Genomic DNA, 25,067 nt, shown 5'->3' with positions numbered 1-25,067 from the left:
GATGAAGCAACTTGACTTGCAGGTCATTCAGCAGGCGCGTGACTGGCTGGCGACAGGCAAATCCGTGTGGCTCTGCACCGTGCTCTCGACCTTCGGTTCCGCTCCGCGTGGACCGGGGGCGATGCTGGTGGCGTTGAGCAGTGGCGAACATCGCGGATCGCTGTCCGGCGGCTGCGTGGAAGAGGACTTTCTGGAGCGGTTGACGGCCGGTCAATTCGAGCCGCTCAACCAGATCGTGCGCTACGGGGAGGGCGGTCTGGCACCGACTCTGGCGCTGCCGTGTGGCGGTGTTCTGGATGTATTGATCGAATGCATGACGCCCAGCCCTGAAACCGACCGGCATCTGGCCGCAGTGGAACAGGCCCTTGCCGGACGCACGGTGATCGGCCGCGAGGTCGTGCTGGGTGGTGTCCAGCGCAGTACCGGTCCGGCTGCGTTGGGCGAGTCGCGGGTGCAGGTCGAGGGGGAACGCATCAGCATCCGCATGGGCGCGGTCTACCGCGTGCTGTTGGCCGGGCTGTCGCCGGTGGCCGAATTCTGCGCCAGTTTTGCCGTTGCCATGGGCTATGAAGTCATTGTTTGTGACCCTCGTATCGAGGTCACGGCCGGTTTCTCGATGCCGGGTGTCGAAGTGCGCGACGTGCTGCCTGCGGTGTTCATTGCCGAAGGCGGCTGTCATGCGTCAACGGCTGTGCTGGCCCTGACTCATGATCCCAAGCTGGATGATCTGACCATGCTTGAAGCCGTGCGCACCGAGGCGTTTTATATCGGTGCCATGGGTTCGATGCGCACCAGCAGCAAGCGCAAGGAGCGACTGGCACGGATTGGCGGACTGGATGACGAGGCGCTGGCGCGGATTCATGCGCCCATCGGCCTCAATCTGGGCAGCAAGACCCCGGCCGAGATCGCTATCGCGGTGATGGCAGATATTCTGCGGGTAGCCAACGGCGTCAGTCGCCAGCAGCTTTGACGAACGTCCGGCAGGCAAGTGCCAGCGCCGCTTGCGTATCGGCGTCGCGCAGGATGCCGGGATCGTCACACACCAGCACATCGCACAGTTCGGGATGGCTTTTGATGATCGATTTTGCACCTTGATCGCCTTCCAGGTTCAGCAATAACGGCCAGAATTCACGCCCGATAATCACCGGATGCCCGCGTTGTCCGTCATGGCCGGGCAGGGCGATACGTCCTGGGTTGGCCATGCGGGCGAGGGCTTGCAGGGTGGCGGGTTGTATCCACGGCATGTCGGCCAACAGCACAGCGACCGCGTCGGCGCGAGATGGCATAAGTGCCTCGATACCGCTGGCCAGACTGTGTCCCATGCCCAGATCGGCCTGCGGACTGCGCACTACCTTCACTGGCTGCGGAACGCCCAGAAAGTCCGCATCATCCTCTTCTCTCACAACCACCCAGACCTCGCTGAAGGCGTCCACGGCGTTGTCGATGCTTGCGCGCAGCAAAGTGCGACCGCAGGGCAAGGTGGCGCGACGCTTGTCGCCATCGAAACGGCGGCTGCGACCTGCGGCAAGGAGCAGGGCGAACACTTGGGGAATTGGGCTGTCTATGCTGGTCAATCCGAAGCCTTTTGAAAAAAGGTGAAGGGAACAGGGCCGGTTCGTCATCCACTCAGACACACGATGACCTACGCGTGAGACACGCACAATGCCTGATTCCGCTGCCTTTTTGCAGTGACAAGATTTACATTTTCGAGGGTTTCACGTGGACAATCATATCCGCCCAGTCGAGATGGAAAAGGCCTACCGCCTGCTCAATCACGGACCTACCGTGCTGGTGTCATCCGCTCACGATGGCGTTCACAACGTCATGGCCGCAGCCTGGGCCTGTGCGCTGGACTTCTCGCCGCCCAAGGTGACGCTGGTGATCGACAAGATGACCAAGACCCGCAGCCTGGTGGAAAACAGCGGTTACTTTGCCCTGCAGGTGCCCAATCGCGACCAGTTGAACCTGACGTTTGAAGTGGGCACCCAGAGCCTGATCTTTACCCCGGACAAACTGGAGAAGGCTGGCGCCGAACTGTTTCGCATCGAAGGGCACGACACGCCGCTGGTGGCTGGGTGTTCGGCCTGGCTTATCTGCAAGGTTATCCCGGAGCCCCATAACGAGCAGACCTACGACCTGTTCATCGCCGAAGTCGTTGGTGCCTGGGCGGATACCCGCGTGTTCCGTGACGGGCACTGGGAATTCGAAACAGCCGACCCGAAATGGCGCAGCCTGCACTACGTCGCCGGTGGGCATTTCTACACCATTGGCGACGCGGCAGTGGTGGAAACAGAAGCGGATTGAGCGTTGCTGCTGCAAATGGGACGCGGAGCGTCCCGGGCTGCATGCACACGCGGAGCGATGGGCACGATCAGTGTTTGACAGACTTGTGTATAACGACAAGTGCTCCGTGTGTGAATGCCTCTCGGGACGCTCCGCGTCCGCTACATGCGCCAACGCAGATGCGTGTTCAACAACCCTTTCAATGACGATCCCGCCATACGGTCTGGGCATTGGTGAATTCGCGCACGCCAAAGTGCGAGAGTTCACGTCCGTAACCGCTTTTCTTGACGCCGCCAAAGGTCACGCGCGGGTCTGAGGCGCTGTAGCCGTTGATGAACACACCGCCGGTGTCCAGCTCGTCCGCCAGTTGCTCGGCCAGCTCCAGATTGCGGGTGTAAACGGTGGCGGTCAGGCCGAAGTCGCTGTCATTGGCCAGTTCCAGCGCATGCCGGGCGTCGCGGGCGGTGATGATCGAGGCGACCGGGCCGAATAGCTCCTGCTTGAACGACGTCATCTGGTCGGTGACATCACCGAGCACTGTCGGCGCATAGAAATTGCCCTGACCTGTAATCCGTTCGCCGCCCAACAGCAGTGTCGCCCCTTCGGCCAATGTGGCCTGAACCTGTGCGTCCAGCTCGTCACGCAGGTCGAAGCGCGCCATCGGACCGATATAGGTCTCGGCCGACAACGGGGCGCCGATCACCAGCTTGCGTGTTTCCTCAACGAACCGGCGGGTGAATTCCTCGACCACACCGTCTTCGATGATCAGACGCTTGGCCGCTGCACATACCTGCCCGGTATTCTGGAAACGGCCGATGACCGCAGCTTTCACGGCCTGATCCAGATCCGCGTCATTGAGCACAATGAACGGATCGGAGCCGCCGAGTTCCAGCACGCTCTTCTTCAGCGCCGCGCCTGCCTGCGCACCGATAGCCTGGCCTGCCCGCACGCTGCCGGTCAGCGTGACTGCGGCAATGCGGGGGTCGGCAATGGCCCTGGAGACGCCATCCTGAGTCGCGTTGATCACCTCGAACACGCCGTCGGGAAAGCCAGCGCGCTTGAATGCGTCGAGCATCAGGTAAGCGCAGCCCATCACATTGGGGGCGTGTTTGAGCACATAGGTATTACCGGCCAGCAACGTCGGTACAGCACCGCGCAGGACTTGCCAGATCGGGAAGTTCCACGGCATGACCGCGAGAATCGGGCCGAGTGGGCGGTACTCGATGCGCGCCTTGTCGTTTTCAACCAGAGTCGGCTCGGCCGCCAGCATTGCGGGGCCTTGCGCTGCGTACCAGTCGCACAATTGGGCACATTTCTCGACTTCGCCCAGCGCCTGTTTGATGGGCTTGCCCATCTCCTGGCTGATCATCTGCGCGATGGCATTCGCGTCTTCACGCAAGGTCTTGCCCAGCGCAATGATCAACTGTGCACGCTCATCGATGGTTTTGCGCTTCCAGACCGAAAAGCTCGCCGCAGCGCGGGCAAGGCTGTTTTCGAGCTCCGTATCGGAGGCAAACGGGTAATGACCGATCTGTTCGCCCGTGGCGGGATTGGTCGAAATTGCATGGGTCTTGCTGGAAATAGCAGTCATGGCGCCATCCTGTTCAGGTGGGGAATGAAACCAGAATAAGCCCGTGACACGCTCTGCGAAACTGAATAATACTTAGCATATCTTTCACGTTTGGAGAATGATGTGGATCTGGTCCAGCTGGAGATCTTCAAGGCAGTTGCCGAGCACGGCAGCATCAGTGCGGCTGCGCAGCATATCCATCGGGTGCCTTCCAACCTGACCACGCGCATCAAGCAACTGGAACAGGACCTGGGTGTCGAGCTGTTTATCCGTGAAAAGCTCCGGTTGCGGCTGTCGCCTGCCGGCTGGAATTTTCTCGATTACACGCGGCGGATTCTGGATCTGGTCCAGGAGGCGCGGTTGTCAGTGTCCGGCGAGGAGCCGCAGGGGCCGTTTGCACTCGGCTCGCTGGAAAGTACGGCGGCGGTGCGGATTCCAGCGTTGCTGGCGGCCTATAACCAGCAGTACACCAAGGTCGAGCTGGACCTGAGCACCGGCCCTTCCGGCACCATGATCGACGGCGTGCTTGCAGGCCGACTGGTTGCGGCGTTCGTTGACGGCCCTGTGCTGCACCCTTCACTGGAAGGCATACCCGTATTCGAAGAGGAAATGGTGGTGATCGCGCCGCTGCAACACGCGCCAGTGACCCGCGGACGGGACGTGAGCGGGGAGAATATCTATGCCTTTCGCGCCAACTGTTCGTACCGGCATCATTTCGAGCGCTGGTTCACCGATGACGCTGCCGTGCCGGGCAAGATCCACGAGATGGAGTCCTACCACGGCATGCTGGCCTGCGTCAGCGCTGGCGCGGGTCTGGCGCTGATGCCGCGCAGCATGCTGGAAAGCATGCCCGGTTGCAGCACGGTCAGTATCTGGCCAATGTCGGAAGCCTTCCGTTACCTGCAAACCTGGCTGATCTGGCGCCGTGGTACGGAGTCGCGCAGTCTGACGCGCTTTATCGAACTGGTTCAGGCGCAGAGCGAGTCGCTCAAGACGGCTTGAGCGACTCGCCGGTTTACGCCTTCGAAATCCTGGCGGCGATCGCTTGACCCACGTCCTGCGTCGAGCATTTGCCGCCCAGATCCGGGGTAATATTTCCGCTGGCGATGACCTGTTCGATGGAACCGACAATCTCGTCGTGTGCTGCGGTGAATCGCTCGTCACCCTGACCCAGAAACTCCAGCATCAGCGCGCCCGACCAGATCATGGCAATCGGGTTGGCGATGTTTTTGCCGAAGATGTCCGGAGCCGAACCGTGGACCGGCTCGAACAGGGACGGAAAATTACGTTCCGGGTTGAGGTTGGCCGACGGTGCGATGCCGATGGTGCCCGCGCAAGCAGGGCCGAGGTCGCTGAGGATGTCACCGAACAGGTTGGAGGCTACGACCACGTCGAAGCGTTCCGGTTGCAGCACGAAGCGTGCACACAGGATGTCGATGTGCTGCCGGTCCCAACTGATCGCGGGGTACTGACTGGCCATCGCCTCGGTACGTTTGTCCCAGTACGGCATGCTGATCGCCATCCCGTTGGATTTGGTCGCCGATGTCACGTGCTTGCGTTCACGTTTGCTGGCCAGTTCGAAGGCGTATTTTAGAATGCGGTCGACGCCACGGCGGGTGAACACGGATTCCTGCAGGACGAACTCGTTTTCGGTGTTTTCGAACATGATGCCGCCCAGGGACGAGTATTCGCCCTCGGTGTTTTCCCGCACTACGATGAAGTCGATATCGCCGGGCTTGCGATTGGCCAGCGGGCAGGGCACGCCGGGAAACAACCGTACCGGACGGATGTTGGCGTACTGGTCGAACTCGCGGCGAAACTTGAGCAGCGAGCCCCACAGCGAAATGTGGTCTGGCACCTTGTCCGGCCAACCCACGGCGCCGAAGAAAATCGAATCGAAGCCTTTTAGCTGCTCGAACCAGTCGTCCGGCATCATCTTGCCGTGCTCAAGGTAATAGTCGCAGCTCGCCCACTCGAAGTATTCGAACTCCAGTTCGATGCCATGGCGAGCGGCAGCGGCCTGGACGACCCGTACGCCTTCGGGCAGCACTTCCTGGCCGATACCGTCTCCGGCGATGGCCGCGATGCGCAGTTTCTTGTTGTTCATGGCGAGGCTCTCTCTGTGGATGGGTTGCTCAGGTTGCTTATGCTATAAGCACACGAAACAAAGATAATCAGCGGCTCAATGCATTCAAGGAACACGGTTCGTGAATAATTACCCCAGCCTCGATGACCTGAATGTGTTCATCCACGTTGCGCGACGCTCCAGCTTTGTCGGCGCGGCGAACGAACTGAGCATGTCTGCGGCTTACGTGAGCAAGCGCATTCGGCTGTTGGAGCAGGTCATGGGCGTTGTGCTGCTGCACCGCTCGACGCGTCAGGTGTCGATCACCGAGGACGGCGAGCGGGTCTACGAATGGGCCAAGGGCATTCTGGAGTCGGTGCAGCAAATGGGCGACGAGGTTGCGGCGCTGCACGACGAGCCCAGTGGCCTGCTGCGTGTGGTCAGCAGCCAGGGTTTCGGTCGCCGGTTCGTGGCTCCGGCGCTGTCGGAACTGGCGGCGCGCTACCCGAAGCTGGACATCCGTTTGGACATTCAGGACCGGTTGATCGATCTGATCGAGGAGGGCGTCGATCTGGATATCCGCGTTGGCAACGAAATTGCCCCGCACCTGCGGGCTCGGCATCTGGCGAGCAACTGGCGGGTGTTATGTGCCAGCCCGGCCTATCTTGCCCAGCGCGGCGCCCCCATGAGCCTGTCAGAACTGGCCAACCATGACTGTCTGGTCATCAAGGAGCGTGACCGGCCATTCGGTATCTGGCACTTGAACGGGCCGCAGGGCGCTGAAACGGTCAAGGTCACCGGCAGTCTGTCGACCAACCACGGCGAGATCGCCCGGCAATGGTGCCTTGATGGGAGAGGCGTGTTACTGCGCTCACTGTGGGACGTGCGCGATGATCTGGCCGAGGGGCGGCTGGTTCAGGTGCTGGCAGATTATCGTCAGGAGGCGGACATCTGGGCGGTGTACACCTCGCCACTGATGCGCTCGGCCAAGGTGCGGGTCACGGTGGAGTTTCTGCGTGAGTTCCTGGCGCAGGGGCAGGTCGGGGTGAGTGAGCAGTAGTTGGCAGCGTCATGTTGATTTCGGACTGTGGGAGGCGGCTTGCCGGCGATAGCGTCAGGTCAGTCGCTGATGTGGCGTCCGGGAAATCGAATCGCCGGCAAGCCGCCTCCCACGGTTGGGTGTTTGATGCGCGACAGCGCTACGTCGAAGACGTGGTGGTGCCTCCCGCAAGAGCTACGTCCTTCAGTAGATGATGCGCAATCCAGAAAGACCGGCCAGTCCGCAAGCAGGTCAATGCGCCCCGGCCGCCTTGTTCAGGTCGCCGTCGGTCCATTCGGTGTAGATACAGGCGTCCGCCGCCGCCCAGCGCACTTTCACCGCATCGCCTGCCTGCATCGGCATGCCGGTGGCCGACAGCGCCTTGACCGTCATGGCCGTGCCGCCAGCCGTCACCACCGAGCAGGTCTGGCTTTCACCCAGAAACAGCACTTCGGTCACCGTGGCGTTCACCTCGTTCCAGCCCGGCTCAAGCGCAGTGGCCGCCGACTGTTGCAGGCTCAGGGCCTGCGCCTTTTCCGGCCGGATCATCGCCAGCACGTCCTGATCGGTCTTCAGTCCATTGGTGATACGAATCGCCAGCGGGCTGCCTTCGAACGTTGCCACGGCATTGCCCTGAGCCTTGAGCCTGAGGAAGTTGGAGTTGCCCAGAAACGAGGCGACAAAGGCGTTCGGCGGGTTCTGGTACAGGTCGTAACCACTGCCCAGCCCGACAATCTTGCCGTGACTGAAAATCGCGATGCGCTGAGACAGGCGCATGGCTTCTTCCTGGTCATGGGTCACGTAGACGATGGTGATGCCCAGACGCCGATGCAGTTGACGCAATTCGTCCTGCAGGTCTTCTCGCAGTTTCTTGTCCAGTGCGCCGAGCGGTTCGTCCATCAGCAGGATGCGTGGTTCGTAGACCAGCGCTCTGGCAATCGCAACGCGCTGTTGTTGGCCTCCGGACAGCTGAGAAGGGCGGCGATGGGCGAAGGCTTCGAGCTGCACCAGCTTGAGCATGGCGTCGACACGCTGTTCCCGTTCGGCTGCAGGCAGCTTGCGAATGGCCAGCGGGAAGGCAATGTTGTCGCGCACACTCAAGTGCGGAAACAGCGAGTAGCGTTGGAACACCATACCGATGTCGCGCTTGTGCGGCGGCACGTTAACCAGCGACTTGCCCTCCACCAGAATCTCGCCGGAGCTTGGGGTTTCAAAACCGGCCAGCATCGACAGCGTGGTGCTCTTGCCCGAGCCGCTGGAGCCCAGGAAGGTCAGGAATTCGCCGTTCTGGATATCCAGAGAAATATTGTCGACGGCGGCGAAATCGCCGTAATGCTTGTTGAGGTTGCACAGGCTGACCAGGGTCTTCTGATCGTGTTGCGCGGTGTCTTTGATCACGGCACTCATGAGGTACTCCTGGCTTCGTTGCGGCGACGCAGGGTCGCGGCGATGAACATGACCAACACCGACAGGGCAATCAGCAGTGTCGAGGCGACGGCGATGACCGGGGTCAGGTCCTGACGCAGCGTGGTCCACATTTTGACGGGAAGGGTTTGCAGGGTCGGGCTGGCCATCATCACGCTCAGCACCACTTCGTCCCACGAGACCAGAAACGCGAACAGCGCACCAGCCATCATGCCGGGACGAATGCCGGGAAAGGTGACCTTGTAGATCGCTTGCAGGCGTGACGCGCCACAGATCACGGCCGCGTCTTCAATCGACTGATCGAACAGTTTCAGCGAGTTGATGATGGAAATGATGGTGAACGGCAGCGCGACGATCACATGGCTGACCACGAACGAAAACAGCGTGCCGGTGTAGCCGAGCTTGAGGAACAGCGCGTAGACCGCCACCGCGATGATCACCAGCGGCACGATCATCGGCAGAGTAAAGACGCCGTACAGCAGGTCGCGACCGGGAAACCTGCCGCGCACCAGCGCAAACGCCGTCGGCAGGCCCAGCGCTACCGCACTGATAGTTGTGAGGATGGCGACCTTGAAGCTCGACATCGCTGCATCCATCCATTCCGGATTGGAAAAGAACTGCTGATACCACTTGAACGTCCAGCCCGGCGGCGGGAACACCAGCCACTGGGACGAGCCGAATGACAGCAGCACGATGAACAGGATCGGCAGCAACAGGAACAGCGCAATCAGCCCAGTGGTCAGGTAAAGCCCCGACCGCAGGCGAAGGCTCATGGCATTGGGTGTCAGGAGCATGGCGGCTTACCTCCCGTTGCTGGCGCCGACCGGAGATTCCGGCTGGAGCTTGAGATAGAAGTAGAACAGCACCAGGGTGATCACGATCAGCAACGCAGCGGCGGCGCTCGCCAGCCCCCAGTTGAGGAACGACTGCACCTGCTGGACGATGAACTCAGGCAGCATCATGTTCTGCGCGCCGCCCAGCAAGGCAGGGGTGACGTAGTAACCCAGCGACATCACGAACACCATCAGACCGCCGGAAAACAGACCCGGACGGCACAGCGGCAGAAATACCCGAAAGAAGTTGGTCCATGGACTGGCGCCGCAAATGGAACCGGCCTGCAACACCATCGGGTCGATGGCCTGCATGGTTGCCTGCAGCGGCAGGACAATGAACGGGATCATGATGTAACTCATGCCGATCACCACGCCGGTCAGGTTGTGCACCATCTCCAGCGGCTGATCGATGATACCCATGGCCATCAGTGCCTTGTTGATGACGCCCGAGGCCTGCAACAGCACCAGCCACGAATAGGTGCGGGCCAGCAGACTGGTCCACATCGACAGCAGCACGATGTTGAAGATCCAGCGCCCCCAGCCGCGTGGCACCAGCGTGATCACCCAGGCCAGTGGGAAGCCAAGCAACAGGCTGAACAGTGTCACCAGGCCTGCGACCGAGAAGGTATTGATCAGTACCCGCGAATAAGCCGAGTTGGCAAACAGTTGCTCGTAGTTGCCCAGACCCGGGACGGGTTCGAGCACGCCACGCAGCAGCAGGCCGATCAAGGGTGCAAAGAAGAACAGTCCCAGAAACAACAGCGCGGGAATCAGGTTGCGACTGCCGCGCCAGCGTTGTGCCAGAGAAGGGGTTGGCTGCATGTTCGTCGCCTTGCCTGAAACCGCACCGGTGGTGCTCGAAGCACCCCCGGCCGGATGGGGTTGACCGGACACGACAGCCGTCATTTTTACTTGACCAGCCATTCGTTCCACCGTGTCGCAATGTCCGGACCGTTCTTGGCCCAGTATGCGAAGTCGAGAGTGATTTGGTCTGCGCCGTAAGCCGTTGGCAGATTCTTCGCCAGGGTCGAGTCAAGGCGCGGCACGCTGTCCAGGTTCACCGGGGCGTAGGCGCTCAGGTTGGAGAAGTCGGCCTGGCCTCTGGCGCTGGTGGCTTCGGCGATGAACTTCATCGCTGCGTCCTTGTTTTTGGCACCTTTTGGGACGACCAGAAAGTCGGCCATGACCAGGTTCTGTTTCCAGCTCACGCCGACCGGAGCGCCGTCCTGTTGCAGGGCGTACACGCGGCCATTCCACATCTGGCCCATCGAAGCCTCGCCGGACGCCAGCAATTGCTGGGATTGCGCGCCACCGCCCCACCAGACGATGTCTTTCTTGATGGTGTCGAGTTTCTTGAAGGCGCGATCCAGGTCCAGCGGATAGAGCTTGTCGGCGGCTACACCGTCAGCCAGCAGGGCGAGTTCGAGCACGCCGGGGCTTGGCCATTTGTACAGCGCGCGTTTGCCGGGGTAGGTCTTGGTGTCGAACATGGCGGTCCAGTCGACGGGCTTTTTGCTGCCCAGCTTGTCTTCGTTATAGCCCAGCACAAACGAGAAGAAGAACGAGCCGACGCCATTGTCCGAAGCGAAGCGGGGATCGATGCGATCACGCTTGATGGTGTTGAAGTCCAGAGGCTCCAGCAGGCCCTCGGCGGCGGCACGCAGAGCGAAGTCGGCTTCGACGTCGACCACATCCCACTGCACGTTGCCGCTTTCGACCATGGCCTTGAGTTTGCCGTAGTCGGTCGGTCCGTCCTGCACGACGGTGATGCCGCTGGACTTGGCGAAGGGAACCGCCCACGCCTGTTTCTGGGCGTCCTGCGTCGAGCCACCCCAGCTGACGAAGTTGACACTGTCGGCGGCCATGGCGGCAACGCTCGAGAAAGCCAACACGCCGGCCATCAGAGCCGCCGTTGCACGTTTGTTCAACACCATTTTCACGCCCTCATTTGTTGTGTTTTGAGCGGGCATTTCATGCCCGCGTAATCGGGAGCAGTAGGTCCAATGGGCCTTTGAAACCAGTCACTGTCAGAAGCTTTTTATTGATTCTTTCCCCGTGCCGGAGGCGCCTGACAAATCGTTGCGGCTGTGGAATGTCATATTATGGTATTCCAAACTTTGTGCAAGTATTTTGCCTCTATGTGGCTATCGACCTGTCGTTTTATCTGCTTGGAGCCCAGCGTTTACAGGCTGATCTGGCATTGGCGATCAACAGTGCCCTGGTGCCAGGTCAAGCCGTTCAGCCTGGAAACGGAATGCTTTCAACCACTTCCAGATCGTAGCCAGTCAGGCCTGCGTACTTCAGTGGCGGGCCGAGGTGGCGCAGTTTGCCGACGCCCAGGTCCTGCAATATCTGCGCGCCGGTGCCGACTTCCGAATAGATGCGCGACTGTGAACGGGTGTACTGGCGTGGCGGCTGGGTGAGGTGCGGAATCCGCTCCAACAAGGCTTGCGACGACTCATGATTGGCGAGCACCACAACGATCCCGCGACCTTCTTCGGCGACCTTCTGTAATGCAGCCCAGAGCGTCCAGTTGGCAGGCCCGGTGTATTCGGCGCCGACCAGATCACGCAATGGATCGACCACATGCACCCGCACCAGCGTGGCTTCGTCGCGGCGCACGTCACCCATGACCATGGCCATGTGCACGCCGCCTTCGATGCGGTCTTCATAAGTGAACAGGCGGAAGGTGCCATGCACGGTGGGCAGCTCACGTTCGCCGATTCTGACGATGGTGTGTTCGGTGCTCAGGCGGTAATGGATCAGGTCGGCGATGGTGCCGATGCGGATACCGTGCTTCTCGGCGAAGCGCTCCAGATCGGGACGCCGGGCCATGGTGCCGTCATCGTTCATGACTTCGACAATGACCGAGGCGGGCGTGAAACCGGCGAGCCGTGCCAGGTCACAACCGGCTTCGGTATGCCCGGCGCGGGTCAGCACGCCGCCCTCGCGGGCACGCAGGGGGAAGATGTGGCCCGGTTGCACGAGGTCTTCCGGAAGCGCCTGCGGATTGACCGCAGCCTGAACGGTACGTGCTCGATCTGCGGCGCTGATGCCGGTCGTCACGCCCGTGGCCGCCTCGATGGAAACCGTGAATGCGGTGGAGAACACGCTGCCGTTGCTGGGCACCATCTGTTCAAGGCCCAGACGCTGACAATGCTCATCGGTGAGGGTCAGACAGATCAGTCCTCGCGCTTCGCGGGCCATGAAACTGATGGCCTCGGGCGAGCACCAATCTGCAGCCAGCAACAGGTCGCCTTCATTTTCGCGGTCCTCGTCATCGACGAACAGGACCATCTTCCCCTGACGATAGTCTTCAATGATGTCTTCGATGCGATCGAATGCCATGGTCGGATCCCGGTGTTATGGATGAGTTATTTTGGTATACCATAAGACAGAATATTTCACAGATTCCCTATCATTGAAACAGTGAGATCACGATGAAGGCTTATTGGATTGCACACGTTGACGTGACCGACCCTCAGCAGTACAGCGAATATACCCAGCGCGCGCCAGCCGCTTTCGCGTTATTTGGTGGCAAATTCATGGCTCGCGGAGGTCGGTCCGAAGCGCTTGAAGGACGAGCGACGCCGCAACGCACTGTGGTGATTGAATTCGAGTCGTACGAACAGGCAGTTGCCTGCTATCGATCACCCGAGTATCAGGAAGCCATGAGCCATCGAAAGGGCGCATCGAAGGCGGAAATCGTGATTGTTGAAGGGATGGCGTAGCGGCTACGGGGAGGGCTGGTCAGAGGCGGGTCATGGCCTCTAGACTGAGCGCCCCTGTATTAATGGACTAGACACAGTGCATGTTCCCGCTTCCAGTATCGTCATCCAGTGCCTGGCTGAAACACACCTTGAAAGCCTTGCCGCGCTTTATAACGATCCTGCGGTTTGCCGCCAGGTATTGCAGATGCCGTACCAGTCGGTCGAGGTCTGGCGCAAACGCCTGGCTGCAACCAACGAGCGCCAGTTAAAGCTGGTTGCGTTGCAGGGCAACGAGGTGATCGGCCATATCGGCCTTGAACAGTACTCACGTATCCGCCAGACCCACGTCGGCGGGATCGGCATGGTCGTCACGCCCGCTTGGCACCGCAAGGGTGTCGGGTCGAGGCTGCTGGCTGCCGTGCTGGACGTTGCCGATAACTGGATGAACCTGCGCAGGGTCGAACTGACGGTTTACGCAGACAACGAGGCTGCCATTGGCCTGTATCAGAAGTTCGGCTTCGAGACTGAAGGGCGGCTGCGTCAGTACGCGATACGAGACGGCGTGATGGTCGACGCGCTGACCATGGCGCGGTTGCGGTGAAGTAAGCAAAGGTCAGAGATCTGGTACATCTCTCGTGGGAATGCTTCTACGGACGCTCCGCGTCACAAATGGCACAGACCGAGGATTCAGTGAGCCGAGCGCATGACGTGGATAACGCTGGAGCCTGGGCACACATCTGCGCCACATTCCAGAGCGGACGCGGAGCGTCCTGGGAGGCATTCCCACGCAGAGCGCTCGTCGTTATACACAAGTCCGTCTCGACACTGATCGTGCCCATCGCTCCGCGTGGGCATGCCTCCCGTGACGCTCCGCGTCACAAATGGCACAGACTGAGGATTCAGTAAGCCGAGCGCATGACGTGGATAACGCTGGAGCCTGGGCACACATCTGCGCCACATTCCAGAGCGGACGCGGAGCGTCCTGGGAGGCATTCCCACGCAGAGCGTAGGAACGATCATCATCGTATTCCTCCAGGAGGACTTGTGTATAACGCCGAGCGCAGAGCGTAGGAACGATCATCATCGTATTCCTCCAAGAGGACGTGTGTATAACGATGAGGGCGGAGCGTGGGCGCGATCAGTGTCGAGGCTGACGTGCATAACGACGTGAAGATGATCGTTCCGCACGCTCCGCGTGGGAATGCCTCTACGGACGCTCCGCGTCCAGCGGTGGAGGGTGGGACTCACCACCCTCACCGAATGAAATGCACCTTCCCGGTATCATCATTGCCGATGTAGAGGCCATACACCCCGGCCTGGCGTTCTTCGATATAACGCTCCAGGATCTGGCGGATGGCGGGGTAGTAGATGCTGTCCCACGGAATCTCTTCGGGGGCGAAGAACTTGTAATCCAGCGTCTCGGGGCCGAACTGGCCAGTGATTTCCAGCGCGATGGCGCGGAAGATGATGTACACCTCACTGATCTGCGGCACGCTGAAGATCGAGTAGGGCGAGATGATTTCGCCGCGTACGCCGCTTTCTTCCCACACCTCGCGCAACGCCGCCTGTTCGGTGGTCTCGCCGCTTTCCATGAAGCCTGCTGGCAGGGTCCAGGTACCCGGGCGAGGCGGAATTGCGCGCTGGCACAGCAAGTACTTGCCTTCCTGCTCGATGATGCAGCCAGCGATGATTTTCGGATTGACGTAATGGATGTACTGACAATTGCCGCAAATCAGCCGCGCATGAGTGTCGCCTGAAGGTATGCGCTGATCGAGATCAGCGCTGCCGCATTGGGGACAGAAGCGCGGTTGGGCCATTTCATCGACCTATACGGGGTTCTTTCAGGGCCACCGGTGCCACGATCTCGCGGACCTTGGCGTCGTCGTCCTGCTTGGATTTGAGGTACTCGAGCGCGACGCGGGCGGCATTGCGCACATGATCCACCGAGGCCTGATGCGCGGCCAGCGGATCGCCGCTCTTGATGGCTTCGACGATCAGTTCCATTTCCTTGTTGCTGGCGCCGCGACGGTTTTCCTGGGAAACTGAGGTGGCACGCAAGTAGCTGATACGGGCCTGCAACTGACGCAGTTGGGTGGCGGCCACGTGGTTGCCCGAACCTTCCAACAGCACGTCGTAGAAGCCCTGCACCGAATCGATGACCTGTTGCAGCTCGCCTTCCTTGAGCGACTTACGGTTCACTTCAAGGGCTTTTTCCAGCGCCTTGATGTCCTTGGGCTTGGCACGCAGGGTGAACAACTGGACGATCAGCCCCTCCAGCACACACCGCAGCTCGTAGATGTCGCAGGCGTCTTCCAGCGTAATGATGGCAACGCGCGGCCCTTTGGCATCGGCAAATTCCACCAGCCCTTCGGACTCCAGATGGCGCAGCGCCTCGCGTACCGAAGTACGGCTCACACCCAGACGATCACACAAGTCACGCTCGACCAGACGATCTCCCGGAAGCAGCTGGAAGTTCATGATCGCGCTACGCAATTTGTCCAGCACGATCTCGCGCAGGGTAACGGGGTTGCGGTTGACCTTGAAGTTGTCGTCGAGTGGCAGGCGTTTCATCGGGTGTGCTCGGAGTGGGGCTGTCAGATAAAAAACACGGCCTTTGGAGCTGGCCGCGTTCATGTCGGCAGCCCGCGATTCAAGCGGGCTGCTGCATGGCCCGGAGGTGCAGACCGGGTCGCGGCCGAGTTTATCACGCTGTTGCCCGCATCCACCAAAACCGACAGGACAGCGTCAGACCAGCGCGGGCAGGGCGCCCATCTTGCCGCGGTGGTAGACCATCGGCGTGACAGGGGTTGCTGGCAGAATCAGGTTTTTCACCGCGCCGACGATGATCGCGTGGTCGCCACCATCGTATTCACGCCACAGCTCGCACTCGATGATCGCAGTGGCGTTATTGAGCAGCGGGTTGCCCAGATCGCTCAGGTGCCACTCGATGCCCTTGGTCTTTTCCTTGCCTTTGCTGGCGAAGGCATAGGCTTCGGCCTGTTGATCGGCGGAGAGCAGATGAATCGCGAATTTCTTGCCGTCGCGCAGCACAGGATAAGTGTCCGATGCGTAGTTGGGGCAGAACAGCACCAGTGCCGGGTCGATGGACAACGCGCTGAACGCACTGGCGGTGATGCCTACCAGATTGCCTTCCGGGTCCAGCGCAGTGACGATGGTGACGCCTGACGGAAACGACGCCATCACTTCTTTATAAATACCGGGTTCGATCATCGCAGCGGCCTCGTTAACGCATTACAAATGGATCAGGCATGGGCGCCTGCGAAAGGTTGATCCACACCGTTTTCAGTTCGGTGTAGGCCAGCACAGAGTCTATCCCGCTCTCGCGACCATAGCCGCTGTTTTTGAAACCACCGATGGGGGCCATTGCCGAAACGGCACGGTACGTGTTGACCCAGATGATCCCGGAGCGGATATCGCGCGCCAGACGATGGGCGCGTCCCAGGTCGCGGGTCCAGATGCCCGCCGCCAGGCCAAACTGTGAGTCGTTGGCAATCGCCAGCGCCTCGGCCTCGTCCTTGAAGCGGATCACCGAGGCCACCGGACCGAATACTTCTTCCTGCATGATCTTCATCGAATTGCGGTCGCATTCGAACAGTGTCGGCTCGTAGAACCAGCCTTCGCTGGCCAGTTCCGGCCGCTTGCCGCCCAGACGCAAGCGCGCGCCTTCGGCCAGTGCATCAGCGACCAGACCTTCGACCACCGCCAATTGTTGAGCGGTGGCCATCGGACCCATTTCGGTCGTTTCGTCCTGCGGGTTACCGATGCGAATACGGCGGGCGCGTTCGACCAGCCGCTCGACAAATTCGTCGTAGATCTCGTCCTGCACCAGCAGCCTCGAGCCGGACACGCAGCTCTGGCCCGATGCTGCGTAGATGCCCGCAACGGCACCGTTGATGGCACTGTCCAGATCGGCATCGGCAAAAATGATGTTGGGAGACTTGCCGCCCAGTTCCAGCGACAGTTTGGCGAAATTTTCCGCACTGCTTCGGACCACATGACGCGCCGTGGCAGCGCCGCCGGTAAAGGCAATCTTGCGCACCAGCGGATGCCGGGTGAGGGCAGCGCCCGTGGTCGGACCATAACCGGTGATGACGTTGACGACGCCCGGCGGAATCCCCGCTTCCAGCGCCAGACGGGCCAGCTCCAGTACCGTGGCGGAGGCATGTTCGGAGGGTTTGAGCACGATGGTGTTGCCCGCTGCCAGCGCCGGAGCGAGCTTGATGGCGGTCAGGTACAGCGGGCTGTTCCACGGGATGATGCCAGCGACTACGCCCATCGGTTCATGCACGGTGTAGGCGAACAGGTCTGGCTTGTCGAGGGGCAGGGTACCGCCTTCGAGCTTGTCGGCCAGCCCTGCGGTGTAATGAAAGAACTCGGGCAAATAGCTGACTTGACCACGGGTTTCACGGATCAGTTTGCCGTTGTCGCGGCTTTCCAGTTGCGCCAGTTGCTCCTTGTTCTCGGCAATCAGATCGCCCAGCCTGCGCAGCAATTTGCCGCGCGCCGTAGCGGTCAGTCCACGCCACGCCGGGCTCTCGAACGCTTTCTGCGCGGCCTGCACGGCGCGCTCCACGTCCGCTTCGTCAGCGTCGGGCAACTGCGCCCAGGGCTGCGCCAATGCCGGGTTGAGGCTGTCGAAGGTCTTGCCTGAAAGTGCGTCGACCCAGAGGCCGTCGATGCACATCTGAAAACGGGTGAGGCTCATGCAACGATCCCCTTTATCGAGTTGTGAACACGCGCCGACTTGTCGAGAAAGTCCAGCAGCACCTGATTGACCAGGCGCGGCGATTCCACCGGCATCATGTGGCGCTGATCGGGCAGTATCGCCACTTCTGCGCCCTTGATGCGCATGGCCAGTTCCCTCGCCATTTCAGGCGTGGAGCCTGGGTCCAGCTCGCCGGTGGCGATCAGTGTCGGTGCGCGAATATCGCCCAGATCGTCGGCGCGGTACATATCCTGTGTGGCAAACAGCTTGTACGTGGTGAGGTAGCCCTGCGGATCGTTACTCGCCAGATTCTGGCGAATGGCAGCGATCTGCGCCGGATTGGCCGCCTGATACTCGCGACTGAACCAGCGTGACAGTGCTTCGGCCGCGTTGGCGTCCGGGCCGTGCTCGGCAGCTTGGCTGGTGCGAGCGATGACCCCGGCACGCTGTTGCGGACTGCGGTTGAACACGCTGTTGAGGATGACCATGGCCGACAGGTGCTGTGGAAAATGCAGTGCGAAGGCCCGTGCAACCAGGCCGCCCATCGAGAACCCGATGACCGACGCCTGCGGCAGGCCCAGATGCTCCAGCAGCTCGCGCAACTGTTCGGCATAACCTGGCAGACCGGTGTCCGGGTCAGGCCGCGGGCTGGCACCATGGCCCAGCATGTCATAAGCAATGACCTGGTAATGCGGGGCCAGCCCGACGATCTGGCCACCCCACATTTCCTTGTTCAGGCCCACCCCGTGAATCAACACCACGGGGTGGCCTTGGCCGGTGGCCAGATAACTGGTACCCGCCGGGGTGCATTCAGCGGTGAGCTGATTCATGGATCGCTCCTGCGCAGACATGGATGAAGGGGGATCACTGCGCTTTTTCAGCGGCCAGTTCTTCCAGGTCGATGTAGCGGTTGCCGATGCGCGGATGCAGACGTCCGCCGTTGGCGGCGCCCAGCACCACGACAATTTCGTCGGCGCGAGGTGAGTCTTCGATGTGCATTTCCAGGGTGATGTAGTGCGAGCGCAGACCTTCGTCGTCCTTGTGCATCATCGGAATCTGGATCGAGGTACCCGGTCCGCCACGCTTGTTGGTGAAGCTCAGGTAGCTCTTGGCCTTGACCGCTTCGCGGTAATGATTGCCGAAGCGCAGGGTGTGAATGACCGCCGACGCATGCTCGATTTCGCCATCAGCACCGACCACGGCAGCTTTGCCATAGGCTTCGATCTTGTCGGCGCCGCCGATGGCATCGGTCAGACGCTTGACCATCAGTTCGCCCAGATCCGAGCAATTGGCGCGGATCTCGGGCTTCAGGTCTTCGACAAAACCATTGCCCAGCCACGGGTTTTTGATCACGACCGCCAGCCCGACCATGGTCACCGGCTTGTCAGTAGCCTTGCCGCCCTCGATGAAGGTTTCTTCGGTGTAATTGACGATCTTGCGGATTTCAAAGCTCATGAAGGACTCCCGGAACGAGCACTATTGTATTTCGTATGATGGTATACCATAAGATTGCTCGTGCAAGCGTTTTTCTTCTTCTGGTGGCGGGTCGGGCAAATCGGCAAAGTGCGTTGCCCGAAAATGACCATTCGTCCGGTGCCAGAGCCATCGCTTTGAACACGCGCCCTCATGTCGTGACAGATATTCGGTGAGCTATTAATCGCTCATCCTATTTTTCACTTCAGGAGAGCCAAGCATGAAAGCCATCGTCTATAACGGGCCGCGCGATGTCAGTGTCAAGAACGTGCCGGACGCGAAGATCGAGAAGCCGACCGACGCTCTTGTCAGAGTGACAACCACCAATATCTGCGGCTCCGATCTGCATATGTATGAGGGCCGCACCTCGTTCGAGACCGGGCGCATCTTCGGTCACGAAAACCTCGGTGAAGTGATCGCCGTCGGTGCTGGTGTCGACCGCATCAAGGTTGGCGACCGGGTCTGCCTGCCGTTCAACATCGGCTGCGGCTTCTGCGAAAACTGTGAAAAGGGCCTGACCGGTTTCTGTCTGACCGTCAATCCGGGCAGCGCTGGCGGGGCCTATGGTTTTGCCGACATGGGTGACTACGCAGGCGGCCAGGCCGAACTGCTGCGCGTCCCTTACGCAGACTTCAATTGCCTGTTGCTGCCGGAAGATGCTGTCGAGAAAGAAGACGACTACGTCATGCTGTCCGACATCTTTCCTACCGGTTGGCACGCAACGGAGCTGGCCGGCCTGTTGCCGGGTGAAAGCGTCGCGATTTACGGCGCAGGCCCGGTCGGCCTGATGGCCGCGCACTCGGCCATGATCAAGGGCGCGTCGCAGGTCTTCGTGGTGGACAACCATCCGGATCGACTTGCTCTGGCGGCGAAGATGGGCGCCACGCCGATCAACTCGGTCGAGCAGGAAGCGGTCGAGCAGATTCTCAACCTGACCCATGGCAAAGGCACCGACCGGGGGTGTGAGTGTGTCGGCTATCAGTGCTGTGACCGCCACGGGCATGAGGCCAACCACCTGACGATGAACAACCTGGTGGCTTCGACCAAGCCTACCGGCGGAATCGGTGTCGTGGGCGTATTCGTCCCGCAGGACCCGGGCGCCAAGAATGATCTGGCCAAGGAAGGCAAGATGGCCTTCGACTTCGGTGCGTTCTGGTTCAAGGGCCAGCAGATCCGCACCGGTCAGGCCAACGTCAAGGCCTACAACCGTCGCCTTGCCGAACTCATCCACCACGGACGCGCCACGCCGTCGCAGATCATTTCCCACCGTCTGAAACTGGAAGAAGGCCCTGAGGCCTATCAGCATTTCGACGCCCGCGACAACGGCTGGACCAAAGTGGTGCTCAAGCCCGCTGCCTGATTGCATCACCTGACCAGATGCCCCACGTCGCTGCGGCGGTGTGGGCTTCATAATCAAGGAGACCGATATGAAAGATTTCGAAAGCTATCCAAAACCACCGTTTCCCAAGCAGGCTCAGAAAGTGCCGGGTGAGCAGGGCAGGATGGAGCCGTATCCCGATTGTGGCGAGAAGAGCTACACCGGACATGGTCGTCTGCAGGACAAGATTGCCTTGATCACCGGTGCCGACAGCGGCATCGGTCGCGCTGTGGCCATTGCCTTTGCCCGTGAGGGCGCACAGGTTGCAATTTCCTATCTCGACGAGCACGAAGATGCCAAAGAGACTGCGCGTTGGGTCGAAGAGGCTGGCAGAAAGTGTCTGTTATTGCCGGGCGATCTGGCAAAGAAAGAGCAGTGCGAATACATCGTGAGCAAGACCGTCGAAGAGTTCGGTCGCATCGATGTGCTGGTCAACAACGCTGCGTTCCAGATGAGCCATGAAACTCTGGAAGAAATCAGCGATGAAGAGTGGCTGATGACCTTCGATGTAAACATCACGGCGATGTTTCGCATCTGCAAGGCCGCTGTGCCGCACATGGGGCGTGGTGGGTCGATCATCAACACCAGCTCGGTGAACTCGGACATGCCCAAGGCGACGTTGCTGCCTTACGCTACGACCAAGGGCGCGATTGCCAACTTCACCGCGGGTCTGGCACAGATGCTGGGCGAGAAAGGCATTCGCGTGAACAGCGTAGCACCGGGTCCCATCTGGACGCCGTTGATCGTCTCGACCATGCCCGAAGAAGAAGCTTCGAGCTTTGGCGGCCAGACACCGCTTGGCCGTCCGGGTCAGCCCGTGGAGGTGTCGCCGATCTACGTATTGCTGGCCTCGGACGAAGCGAGCTACATCTCGGGTACACGCTATGGCGTGACCGGTGGCAAGCCGATTCTTTAAAGGTTTTTCAGTTTGCCCGCGAGGGTGGCGTCATCATGAACGCTGCCTGGATCGCGGGCTTTTTTATGGCTTTTGTCGGCATTTCACGTTTTGTTGCCATCGGGTCAGGCAGGCTGGAAATGAACACGATGGTCGGTGACCTTGCGAAGTCGCTTGACCATTAGGGGTATACACCCCTAAATTCGTTTCAGTATTTTTCGAGCGCGTACCTCACGCTCTTCGCAACGACCCATGGAGAGTTGCCATGTATCCTGATGTACAGCTTTATATAGACGGCCAATGGCGCGCCAGCCGTGATGGCCGCACGATTTCAGTGATCAATCCCGCCACCGGCGATTCACTCGGTACCGTCGCCTATGCAGGCATTACCGATCTGGACGAGGCACTGGCTGCCGCCGAGAAAGGCTTCGCCACCTGGCGCAATACCTCGGCCTACGACCGTTACAAGATCATGCAGAAAGCCGCGAATCTGGTCCGCGAGCGTGCCGACGGTATCGCCCGGATCATGACGCAGGAGCAGGGCAAGCCGCTGGCTGAAGCGCGCATGGAGACCCTGTCCGCCGCTGACATGATCGACTGGCTGGCTGAAGAGGGTCGCCGCAGCTACGGCCGCATCGTGCCGTCACGTGGCGTGAACATCGAACAGAAGGTCGTCAAGGAGCCGGTCGGTCCGGTGGCGGCCTTCACGCCCTGGAACTTCCCGATCAACCAGGTGGTGCGCAAGCTGTCGTCGGCGCTGGCTGCCGGTTGCTCGATCATCGTCAAGGCACCCGAAGAAACCCCAGGCTCGCCTGCCGAGCTGATCCGTGCCTTCGCCGACGCTGGCGTGCCGGCCGGTGTGATCGGGCTGGTGTATGGCGACCCGGCAGAGATCTCCAGCTACCTGATCCCGCATCCCGTGATCCGCAAAGTGACCTTCACCGGTTCCACGCCTGTCGGCAAACAGCTTGCGGCATTGGCAGGCAAGCACATGAAGCGTGCGACCATGGAGCTGGGCGGCCACGCGCCTGCGCTGGTCTTTGACGACGCTGATATCGATCTTGCCGCTCGGGTTTTGGCCACTGCCAAGTTCCGTAACGCCGGTCAGGTCTGTGTCTCGCCAACGCGCATTCTGGTGCAGCGCAAGGTGCTGGCAGCGTTCACCGAGAAGTTTGTCGGCCTGACGCAGGAAATCAAGGTCGGCAACGGTCTGGAAAGCGGCACCACCATGGGGCCGGTTGCCAACGACCGACGTATCCCTGCGCTGGTGGACCTGGTCGAAGACGCCGTGAAGAGTGGTGCAACCCTGTCAACGGGTGGCAAGGCAGTGGAAGGGCCGGGCTACTTCTTCCAGCCGACTGTGTTGAGTGGTCTGACTCCGGCCATGCGCATCATGAACGAAGAGCCGTTCGGTCCCGTGGCGCTGCTGGTGCCGTTCGATACCGTGGAAGAGGCGATTGCCGAGTCCAACCGGGTGCCGTTCGGTCTGGCGTCCTACGCGTTCACCACGTCGATGAAGACTGCCCAGGCGCTCAGCACTTACATCGAAGCAGGCATGCTGTCGATCAACCATCAGGGCATCGGTTTGCCGGAAGTCCCGTTCGGCGGGATCAAGGATTCCGGTTATGGCTCTGAAGGCGGCACCGAGGCCATCGAGGCGTACTTGAACACCAAGCTGGTGACTCAGTACAACTGATTGTTCGCGTTATACGTAAAACGGCCGCGATGTCTGCACATCGCGGCCGTTTTTTTAACCCGGTTCGATCAGTCCCGAGCCTGAATGCCGGTCTGTTTCATGACCAGATTCTTTTCTTTCTTGTACTGCAACGCCACTTCCGGCGCCGGACCACTCTGGCCGGTTTCCATCCACTTGCGCAGGCGACTTGCGTCGGCAAAGTGCGTGTACTTGCCGAACGCATCCAGAATGACCACTGACACCGGGCGGTTGGCCATGGTCGTCAACAGCACCAGGCAGTGACCGGCCTGGTTGGTGAAGCCGGTCTTGGTCAGCTTGATGTCCCAGTTTTCCTTGCGCACCAGGTGATCGGTGTTGTTGAACACCAGGCTGTAGGCCGGTTTGCGGAAGGTCACTGTCTTGGTTTCGGTGGTGCTCAGTTCGCTCAGCATCGGGTATTTGCGTGCTGCCATGACCAGTTTGGTCAGGTCGCGGGCGGTCGATACGTTGTAGACCGACAGGCCGGTGGGTTCGACGTAGGCGGTGTGCTTCATGCCCAGCGCCTTGGCCTTGGCATTCATCGCCAGGATGAAGGCCGGGTAGCCACCCGGATAGCTGTGCGCCAGACTGGCAGCCGCGCGGTTTTCCGAGGACATCAGGGTGATCAGCAGCATGTCCCGACGGTTCATTTCGCTGCCCAGCTTGACGCGGGAGAACACGCCCTTCATTTCCGGTGTCTGGGAAATATTGACCGGAATGACTTCGTCCATTGATTGTTTGGCATCCAGCACTACCATCGCAGTCATCAATTTGGTGACAGAAGCAATGGGCACGATCACGTCAGGGTTACTGGAATACAGGACCTTGTCGGTTTGCAGGTCGATCACCATGGCGCTGCCGGAGGCCAGGTGCAGGTTGGAGGGATCACGATTGAGAGCGGCGGTTTCGTTTGCCAGGATGGAAGTGGAAAATGCCGAACCCGTAAGTACACATAATAGGCCCAGAACAGACAGACGAATTTTCAAGAACAAGGCTCACTCGATAAGGTGCGTAAAAGAAAGGAACAGGCTGCAACCCGGCATTTTATGAGTAGGCTTTCGCTTATGTCGATGGGAGTCGTAGGGCGTTTCGTCAATAAAATCGGAAAACAGCGCTTCGTTAAGTTGCGGTTAAGTAGGAAAAGTGTTCAAAACGCTCTGCGTCTTGAATATTCGTGGTGCTGCAAGCCTGCACCGATTAGCATTCCCAGCCATCGAAGGTCATGGATTCAAGGAGTCGCGTAATGCTCAAGGGGTTTATCGGCAAGGATTACGTTGTACTGGTAATCGCCGCATCACTGGTTGCCGTGCTGCTGTTGCTGGCCGGCTTTTTTACCCGTCCTTCGGACTGGGCAGGCTGGATGCAGGCCATTGCCCTCATCGTCGGCATGATGGTCGCGATTGCCGTCCCGGCCATTCAGCGCAGGCAGGAAGCGGTTGTGACCAACAAGCAGCTGCGTGATCGCGAGACAGGCTATGCACGGCGTATGCAGTACCTGTGCGGCGAATTGAGTGAATTGCACGGGCGCATCAACCTGAATCTTGCGCATCTGCGTGCCAGTGACCGTCATAGCCTCAAGTTCACGCTGCAGGATTTTCTGCATCGCCTGTTCGAGTCCCACAAACAGGACCTGAACGACGACCGCGTGGTGCTGGCCTATGAACTGCGTCAGGTAGCCAATGACCTGATCGACGAGCTGGACAGCGGTCGCAATGATCGTGTGGTGTTCATGGCACTGGAAAAGCGCCTGCAGAAGCTGACCCACCGGTGCCAGGTGAATGCGGCGATGGCCGAGCGGACGTGATTATGACGTTCGAGCAGGCGGTGAACGCATAACGTGCTGAATACGTGAGTTTTCGTGGGTCCGGTGTCTACTGCGCACCAGCGCGATGTCGTGTTCCCCGTAATTGCTGATATTTCCCAATAAAAAAACCGCATCAAACGATGCGGTCAAGG

General features: G+C 60.1%; 26 protein-coding genes. 11 read left to right on the top strand and 15 right to left on the bottom strand.

What is annotated here, in order from left to right; translation table 11 throughout:
* Position 1 precedes the first annotated feature (1 nt).
* On the top strand, positions 2–970 hold the full coding sequence (locus AC0IXS_RS01980) for an XdhC family protein (RefSeq protein ID WP_122416293.1): 969 nt from the start codon (positions 2–4) through the stop codon (positions 968–970).
* Here the strand turns inward: AC0IXS_RS01980 and AC0IXS_RS01975 are convergent.
* Positions 951–1,574, bottom strand: a complete 624-nt coding sequence (locus AC0IXS_RS01975) for a nucleotidyltransferase family protein (protein ID WP_057410945.1) — start codon at positions 1,572–1,574, stop codon at positions 951–953. The genes AC0IXS_RS01980 and AC0IXS_RS01975 overlap by 20 nt on opposite strands.
* Before the next feature lie 145 nt (positions 1,575–1,719).
* Here AC0IXS_RS01975 and AC0IXS_RS01970 point away from each other — a divergent pair, with 145 nt between their 5' ends.
* Positions 1,720–2,304 carry a flavin reductase family protein gene (locus AC0IXS_RS01970; protein ID WP_025994055.1) on the top strand — a complete coding sequence of 195 codons (585 nt, stop codon included), beginning with the start codon at positions 1,720–1,722 and terminating at the stop codon, positions 2,302–2,304.
* A gap of 178 nt (positions 2,305–2,482) precedes the next feature.
* Here AC0IXS_RS01970 and AC0IXS_RS01965 read toward each other — a convergent pair whose 3' ends face one another.
* Complete coding sequence (locus tag AC0IXS_RS01965; protein WP_057410944.1) at positions 2,483–3,874, bottom strand: aldehyde dehydrogenase family protein; 1,392 nt, start codon at positions 3,872–3,874, stop codon at positions 2,483–2,485.
* 102 nt (positions 3,875–3,976) lie between these two features.
* Between AC0IXS_RS01965 and ptrR the strand changes: the two genes are divergently transcribed.
* Positions 3,977–4,855, top strand: a complete 879-nt coding sequence (gene ptrR, locus AC0IXS_RS01960) for a putrescine utilization regulator PtrR (RefSeq protein WP_471823597.1) — start codon at positions 3,977–3,979, stop codon at positions 4,853–4,855.
* Between the two features lie 13 nt (positions 4,856–4,868).
* On the opposite strand, the gene AC0IXS_RS01955 is transcribed toward ptrR, so the two are convergent.
* Complete coding sequence (locus AC0IXS_RS01955; protein WP_471823595.1) at positions 4,869–5,960, bottom strand: tartrate dehydrogenase; 1,092 nt, start codon at positions 5,958–5,960, stop codon at positions 4,869–4,871.
* Between the two features lie 100 nt (positions 5,961–6,060).
* Between AC0IXS_RS01955 and AC0IXS_RS01950 the strand changes: the two genes are divergently transcribed.
* Complete coding sequence (locus AC0IXS_RS01950) at positions 6,061–6,978, top strand: LysR substrate-binding domain-containing protein (RefSeq protein ID WP_471823593.1); 918 nt, start codon at positions 6,061–6,063, stop codon at positions 6,976–6,978.
* A gap of 231 nt (positions 6,979–7,209) precedes the next feature.
* On the opposite strand, the gene AC0IXS_RS01945 is transcribed toward AC0IXS_RS01950, so the two are convergent.
* The 5 genes from AC0IXS_RS01945 to ribBA form a co-directional block, all read right to left on the bottom strand.
* Positions 7,210–8,364 (bottom strand): ABC transporter ATP-binding protein, encoded by a 1,155-nt coding sequence (locus AC0IXS_RS01945; protein ID WP_057410940.1) that lies wholly within the window; start codon positions 8,362–8,364, stop codon positions 7,210–7,212.
* A complete protein-coding gene (locus tag AC0IXS_RS01940) occupies positions 8,361–9,176 on the bottom strand; it encodes an ABC transporter permease (RefSeq protein WP_029242141.1) in 816 nt (271 codons plus the stop codon). The genes AC0IXS_RS01945 and AC0IXS_RS01940 overlap by 4 nt, the downstream gene beginning before the upstream one ends.
* A 6-nt stretch (positions 9,177–9,182) precedes the next feature.
* Positions 9,183–10,139: an ABC transporter permease gene (locus AC0IXS_RS01935; protein WP_025994062.1), complete on the bottom strand. Its 957-nt coding sequence runs from the start codon at positions 10,137–10,139 to the stop codon at positions 9,183–9,185.
* On the bottom strand, positions 10,124–11,149 hold the full coding sequence (locus AC0IXS_RS01930; RefSeq protein ID WP_122438036.1) for an ABC transporter substrate-binding protein: 1,026 nt from the start codon (positions 11,147–11,149) through the stop codon (positions 10,124–10,126). The genes AC0IXS_RS01935 and AC0IXS_RS01930 overlap by 16 nt, the downstream gene beginning before the upstream one ends.
* A 304-nt stretch (positions 11,150–11,453) precedes the next feature.
* Positions 11,454–12,563 carry a bifunctional 3,4-dihydroxy-2-butanone-4-phosphate synthase/GTP cyclohydrolase II gene (gene ribBA, locus AC0IXS_RS01925; protein WP_471823590.1) on the bottom strand — a complete coding sequence of 370 codons (1,110 nt, stop codon included), beginning with the start codon at positions 12,561–12,563 and terminating at the stop codon, positions 11,454–11,456.
* A gap of 92 nt (positions 12,564–12,655) precedes the next feature.
* Here ribBA and AC0IXS_RS01920 point away from each other — a divergent pair, with 92 nt between their 5' ends.
* Both AC0IXS_RS01920 and AC0IXS_RS01915 read left to right on the top strand, forming a co-directional pair.
* Complete coding sequence (locus tag AC0IXS_RS01920; RefSeq protein ID WP_043306033.1) at positions 12,656–12,946, top strand: DUF1330 domain-containing protein; 291 nt, start codon at positions 12,656–12,658, stop codon at positions 12,944–12,946.
* A 76-nt stretch (positions 12,947–13,022) separates the two neighbouring features.
* Positions 13,023–13,526, top strand: coding sequence for a GNAT family N-acetyltransferase (locus AC0IXS_RS01915; RefSeq protein WP_057410937.1), 504 nt, complete (start codon positions 13,023–13,025; stop codon positions 13,524–13,526).
* 652 nt (positions 13,527–14,178) lie between these two features.
* On the opposite strand, the gene AC0IXS_RS01910 is transcribed toward AC0IXS_RS01915, so the two are convergent.
* From AC0IXS_RS01910 to AC0IXS_RS01885, 6 genes are all read right to left on the bottom strand, one after another.
* Positions 14,179–14,742, bottom strand: coding sequence for an NUDIX hydrolase (locus tag AC0IXS_RS01910; protein ID WP_057408593.1), 564 nt, complete (start codon positions 14,740–14,742; stop codon positions 14,179–14,181).
* A gap of 1 nt (position 14,743) precedes the next feature.
* Positions 14,744–15,496: a GntR family transcriptional regulator gene (locus AC0IXS_RS01905; protein WP_004884817.1), complete on the bottom strand. Its 753-nt coding sequence runs from the start codon at positions 15,494–15,496 to the stop codon at positions 14,744–14,746.
* 174 nt (positions 15,497–15,670) lie between these two features.
* The gene (locus tag AC0IXS_RS01900; RefSeq protein WP_004884818.1) at positions 15,671–16,156 is read right to left on the bottom strand and encodes a flavin reductase family protein; all 486 of its coding nucleotides are present in this window, start codon (positions 16,154–16,156) and stop codon (positions 15,671–15,673) included.
* A 13-nt stretch (positions 16,157–16,169) separates the two neighbouring features.
* Complete coding sequence (locus tag AC0IXS_RS01895) at positions 16,170–17,651, bottom strand: aldehyde dehydrogenase (protein ID WP_004884820.1); 1,482 nt, start codon at positions 17,649–17,651, stop codon at positions 16,170–16,172.
* A complete protein-coding gene (locus tag AC0IXS_RS01890) occupies positions 17,648–18,481 on the bottom strand; it encodes an alpha/beta fold hydrolase (protein ID WP_004884821.1) in 834 nt (277 codons plus the stop codon). Before AC0IXS_RS01890 ends, AC0IXS_RS01895 begins: the two co-directional genes overlap by 4 nt.
* Positions 18,482–18,515: 34 nt before the next feature.
* Positions 18,516–19,106, bottom strand: a complete 591-nt coding sequence (locus AC0IXS_RS01885) for an amino acid synthesis family protein (protein WP_043306037.1) — start codon at positions 19,104–19,106, stop codon at positions 18,516–18,518.
* 238 nt (positions 19,107–19,344) lie between these two features.
* Between AC0IXS_RS01885 and AC0IXS_RS01880 the strand changes: the two genes are divergently transcribed.
* From AC0IXS_RS01880 to AC0IXS_RS01865, 4 genes are all read left to right on the top strand, one after another.
* The gene (locus AC0IXS_RS01880; protein ID WP_057408594.1) at positions 19,345–20,484 is read left to right on the top strand and encodes a glutathione-independent formaldehyde dehydrogenase; all 1,140 of its coding nucleotides are present in this window, start codon (positions 19,345–19,347) and stop codon (positions 20,482–20,484) included.
* 67 nt (positions 20,485–20,551) lie between these two features.
* Positions 20,552–21,418, top strand: a complete 867-nt coding sequence (locus tag AC0IXS_RS01875; RefSeq protein WP_025994070.1) for an SDR family oxidoreductase — start codon at positions 20,552–20,554, stop codon at positions 21,416–21,418.
* A gap of 35 nt (positions 21,419–21,453) precedes the next feature.
* Positions 21,454–21,582, top strand: a complete 129-nt coding sequence (locus AC0IXS_RS01870) for a hypothetical protein (RefSeq protein WP_268873436.1) — start codon at positions 21,454–21,456, stop codon at positions 21,580–21,582.
* An 80-nt stretch (positions 21,583–21,662) separates the two neighbouring features.
* Positions 21,663–23,093: an NAD-dependent succinate-semialdehyde dehydrogenase gene (locus AC0IXS_RS01865; protein ID WP_058431307.1), complete on the top strand. Its 1,431-nt coding sequence runs from the start codon at positions 21,663–21,665 to the stop codon at positions 23,091–23,093.
* Positions 23,094–23,161: 68 nt separating this feature from the next.
* Here AC0IXS_RS01865 and pbpG read toward each other — a convergent pair whose 3' ends face one another.
* Positions 23,162–24,103: a D-alanyl-D-alanine endopeptidase gene (pbpG, locus tag AC0IXS_RS01860; RefSeq protein WP_004884830.1), complete on the bottom strand. Its 942-nt coding sequence runs from the start codon at positions 24,101–24,103 to the stop codon at positions 23,162–23,164.
* Positions 24,104–24,354: 251 nt separating this feature from the next.
* On the opposite strand from pbpG, the gene AC0IXS_RS01855 reads away from it, so the two are divergent.
* Positions 24,355–24,915, top strand: a complete 561-nt coding sequence (locus AC0IXS_RS01855; protein ID WP_004884831.1) for a hypothetical protein — start codon at positions 24,355–24,357, stop codon at positions 24,913–24,915.
* Positions 24,916–25,067 lie beyond the last annotated feature (152 nt).

This window comes from Pseudomonas sp. AC016 (genome assembly GCF_979253365.1).
Note: the sequence above shows the minus strand (reverse complement) of the source record. Positions and strands in the feature narration are given on the sequence as shown.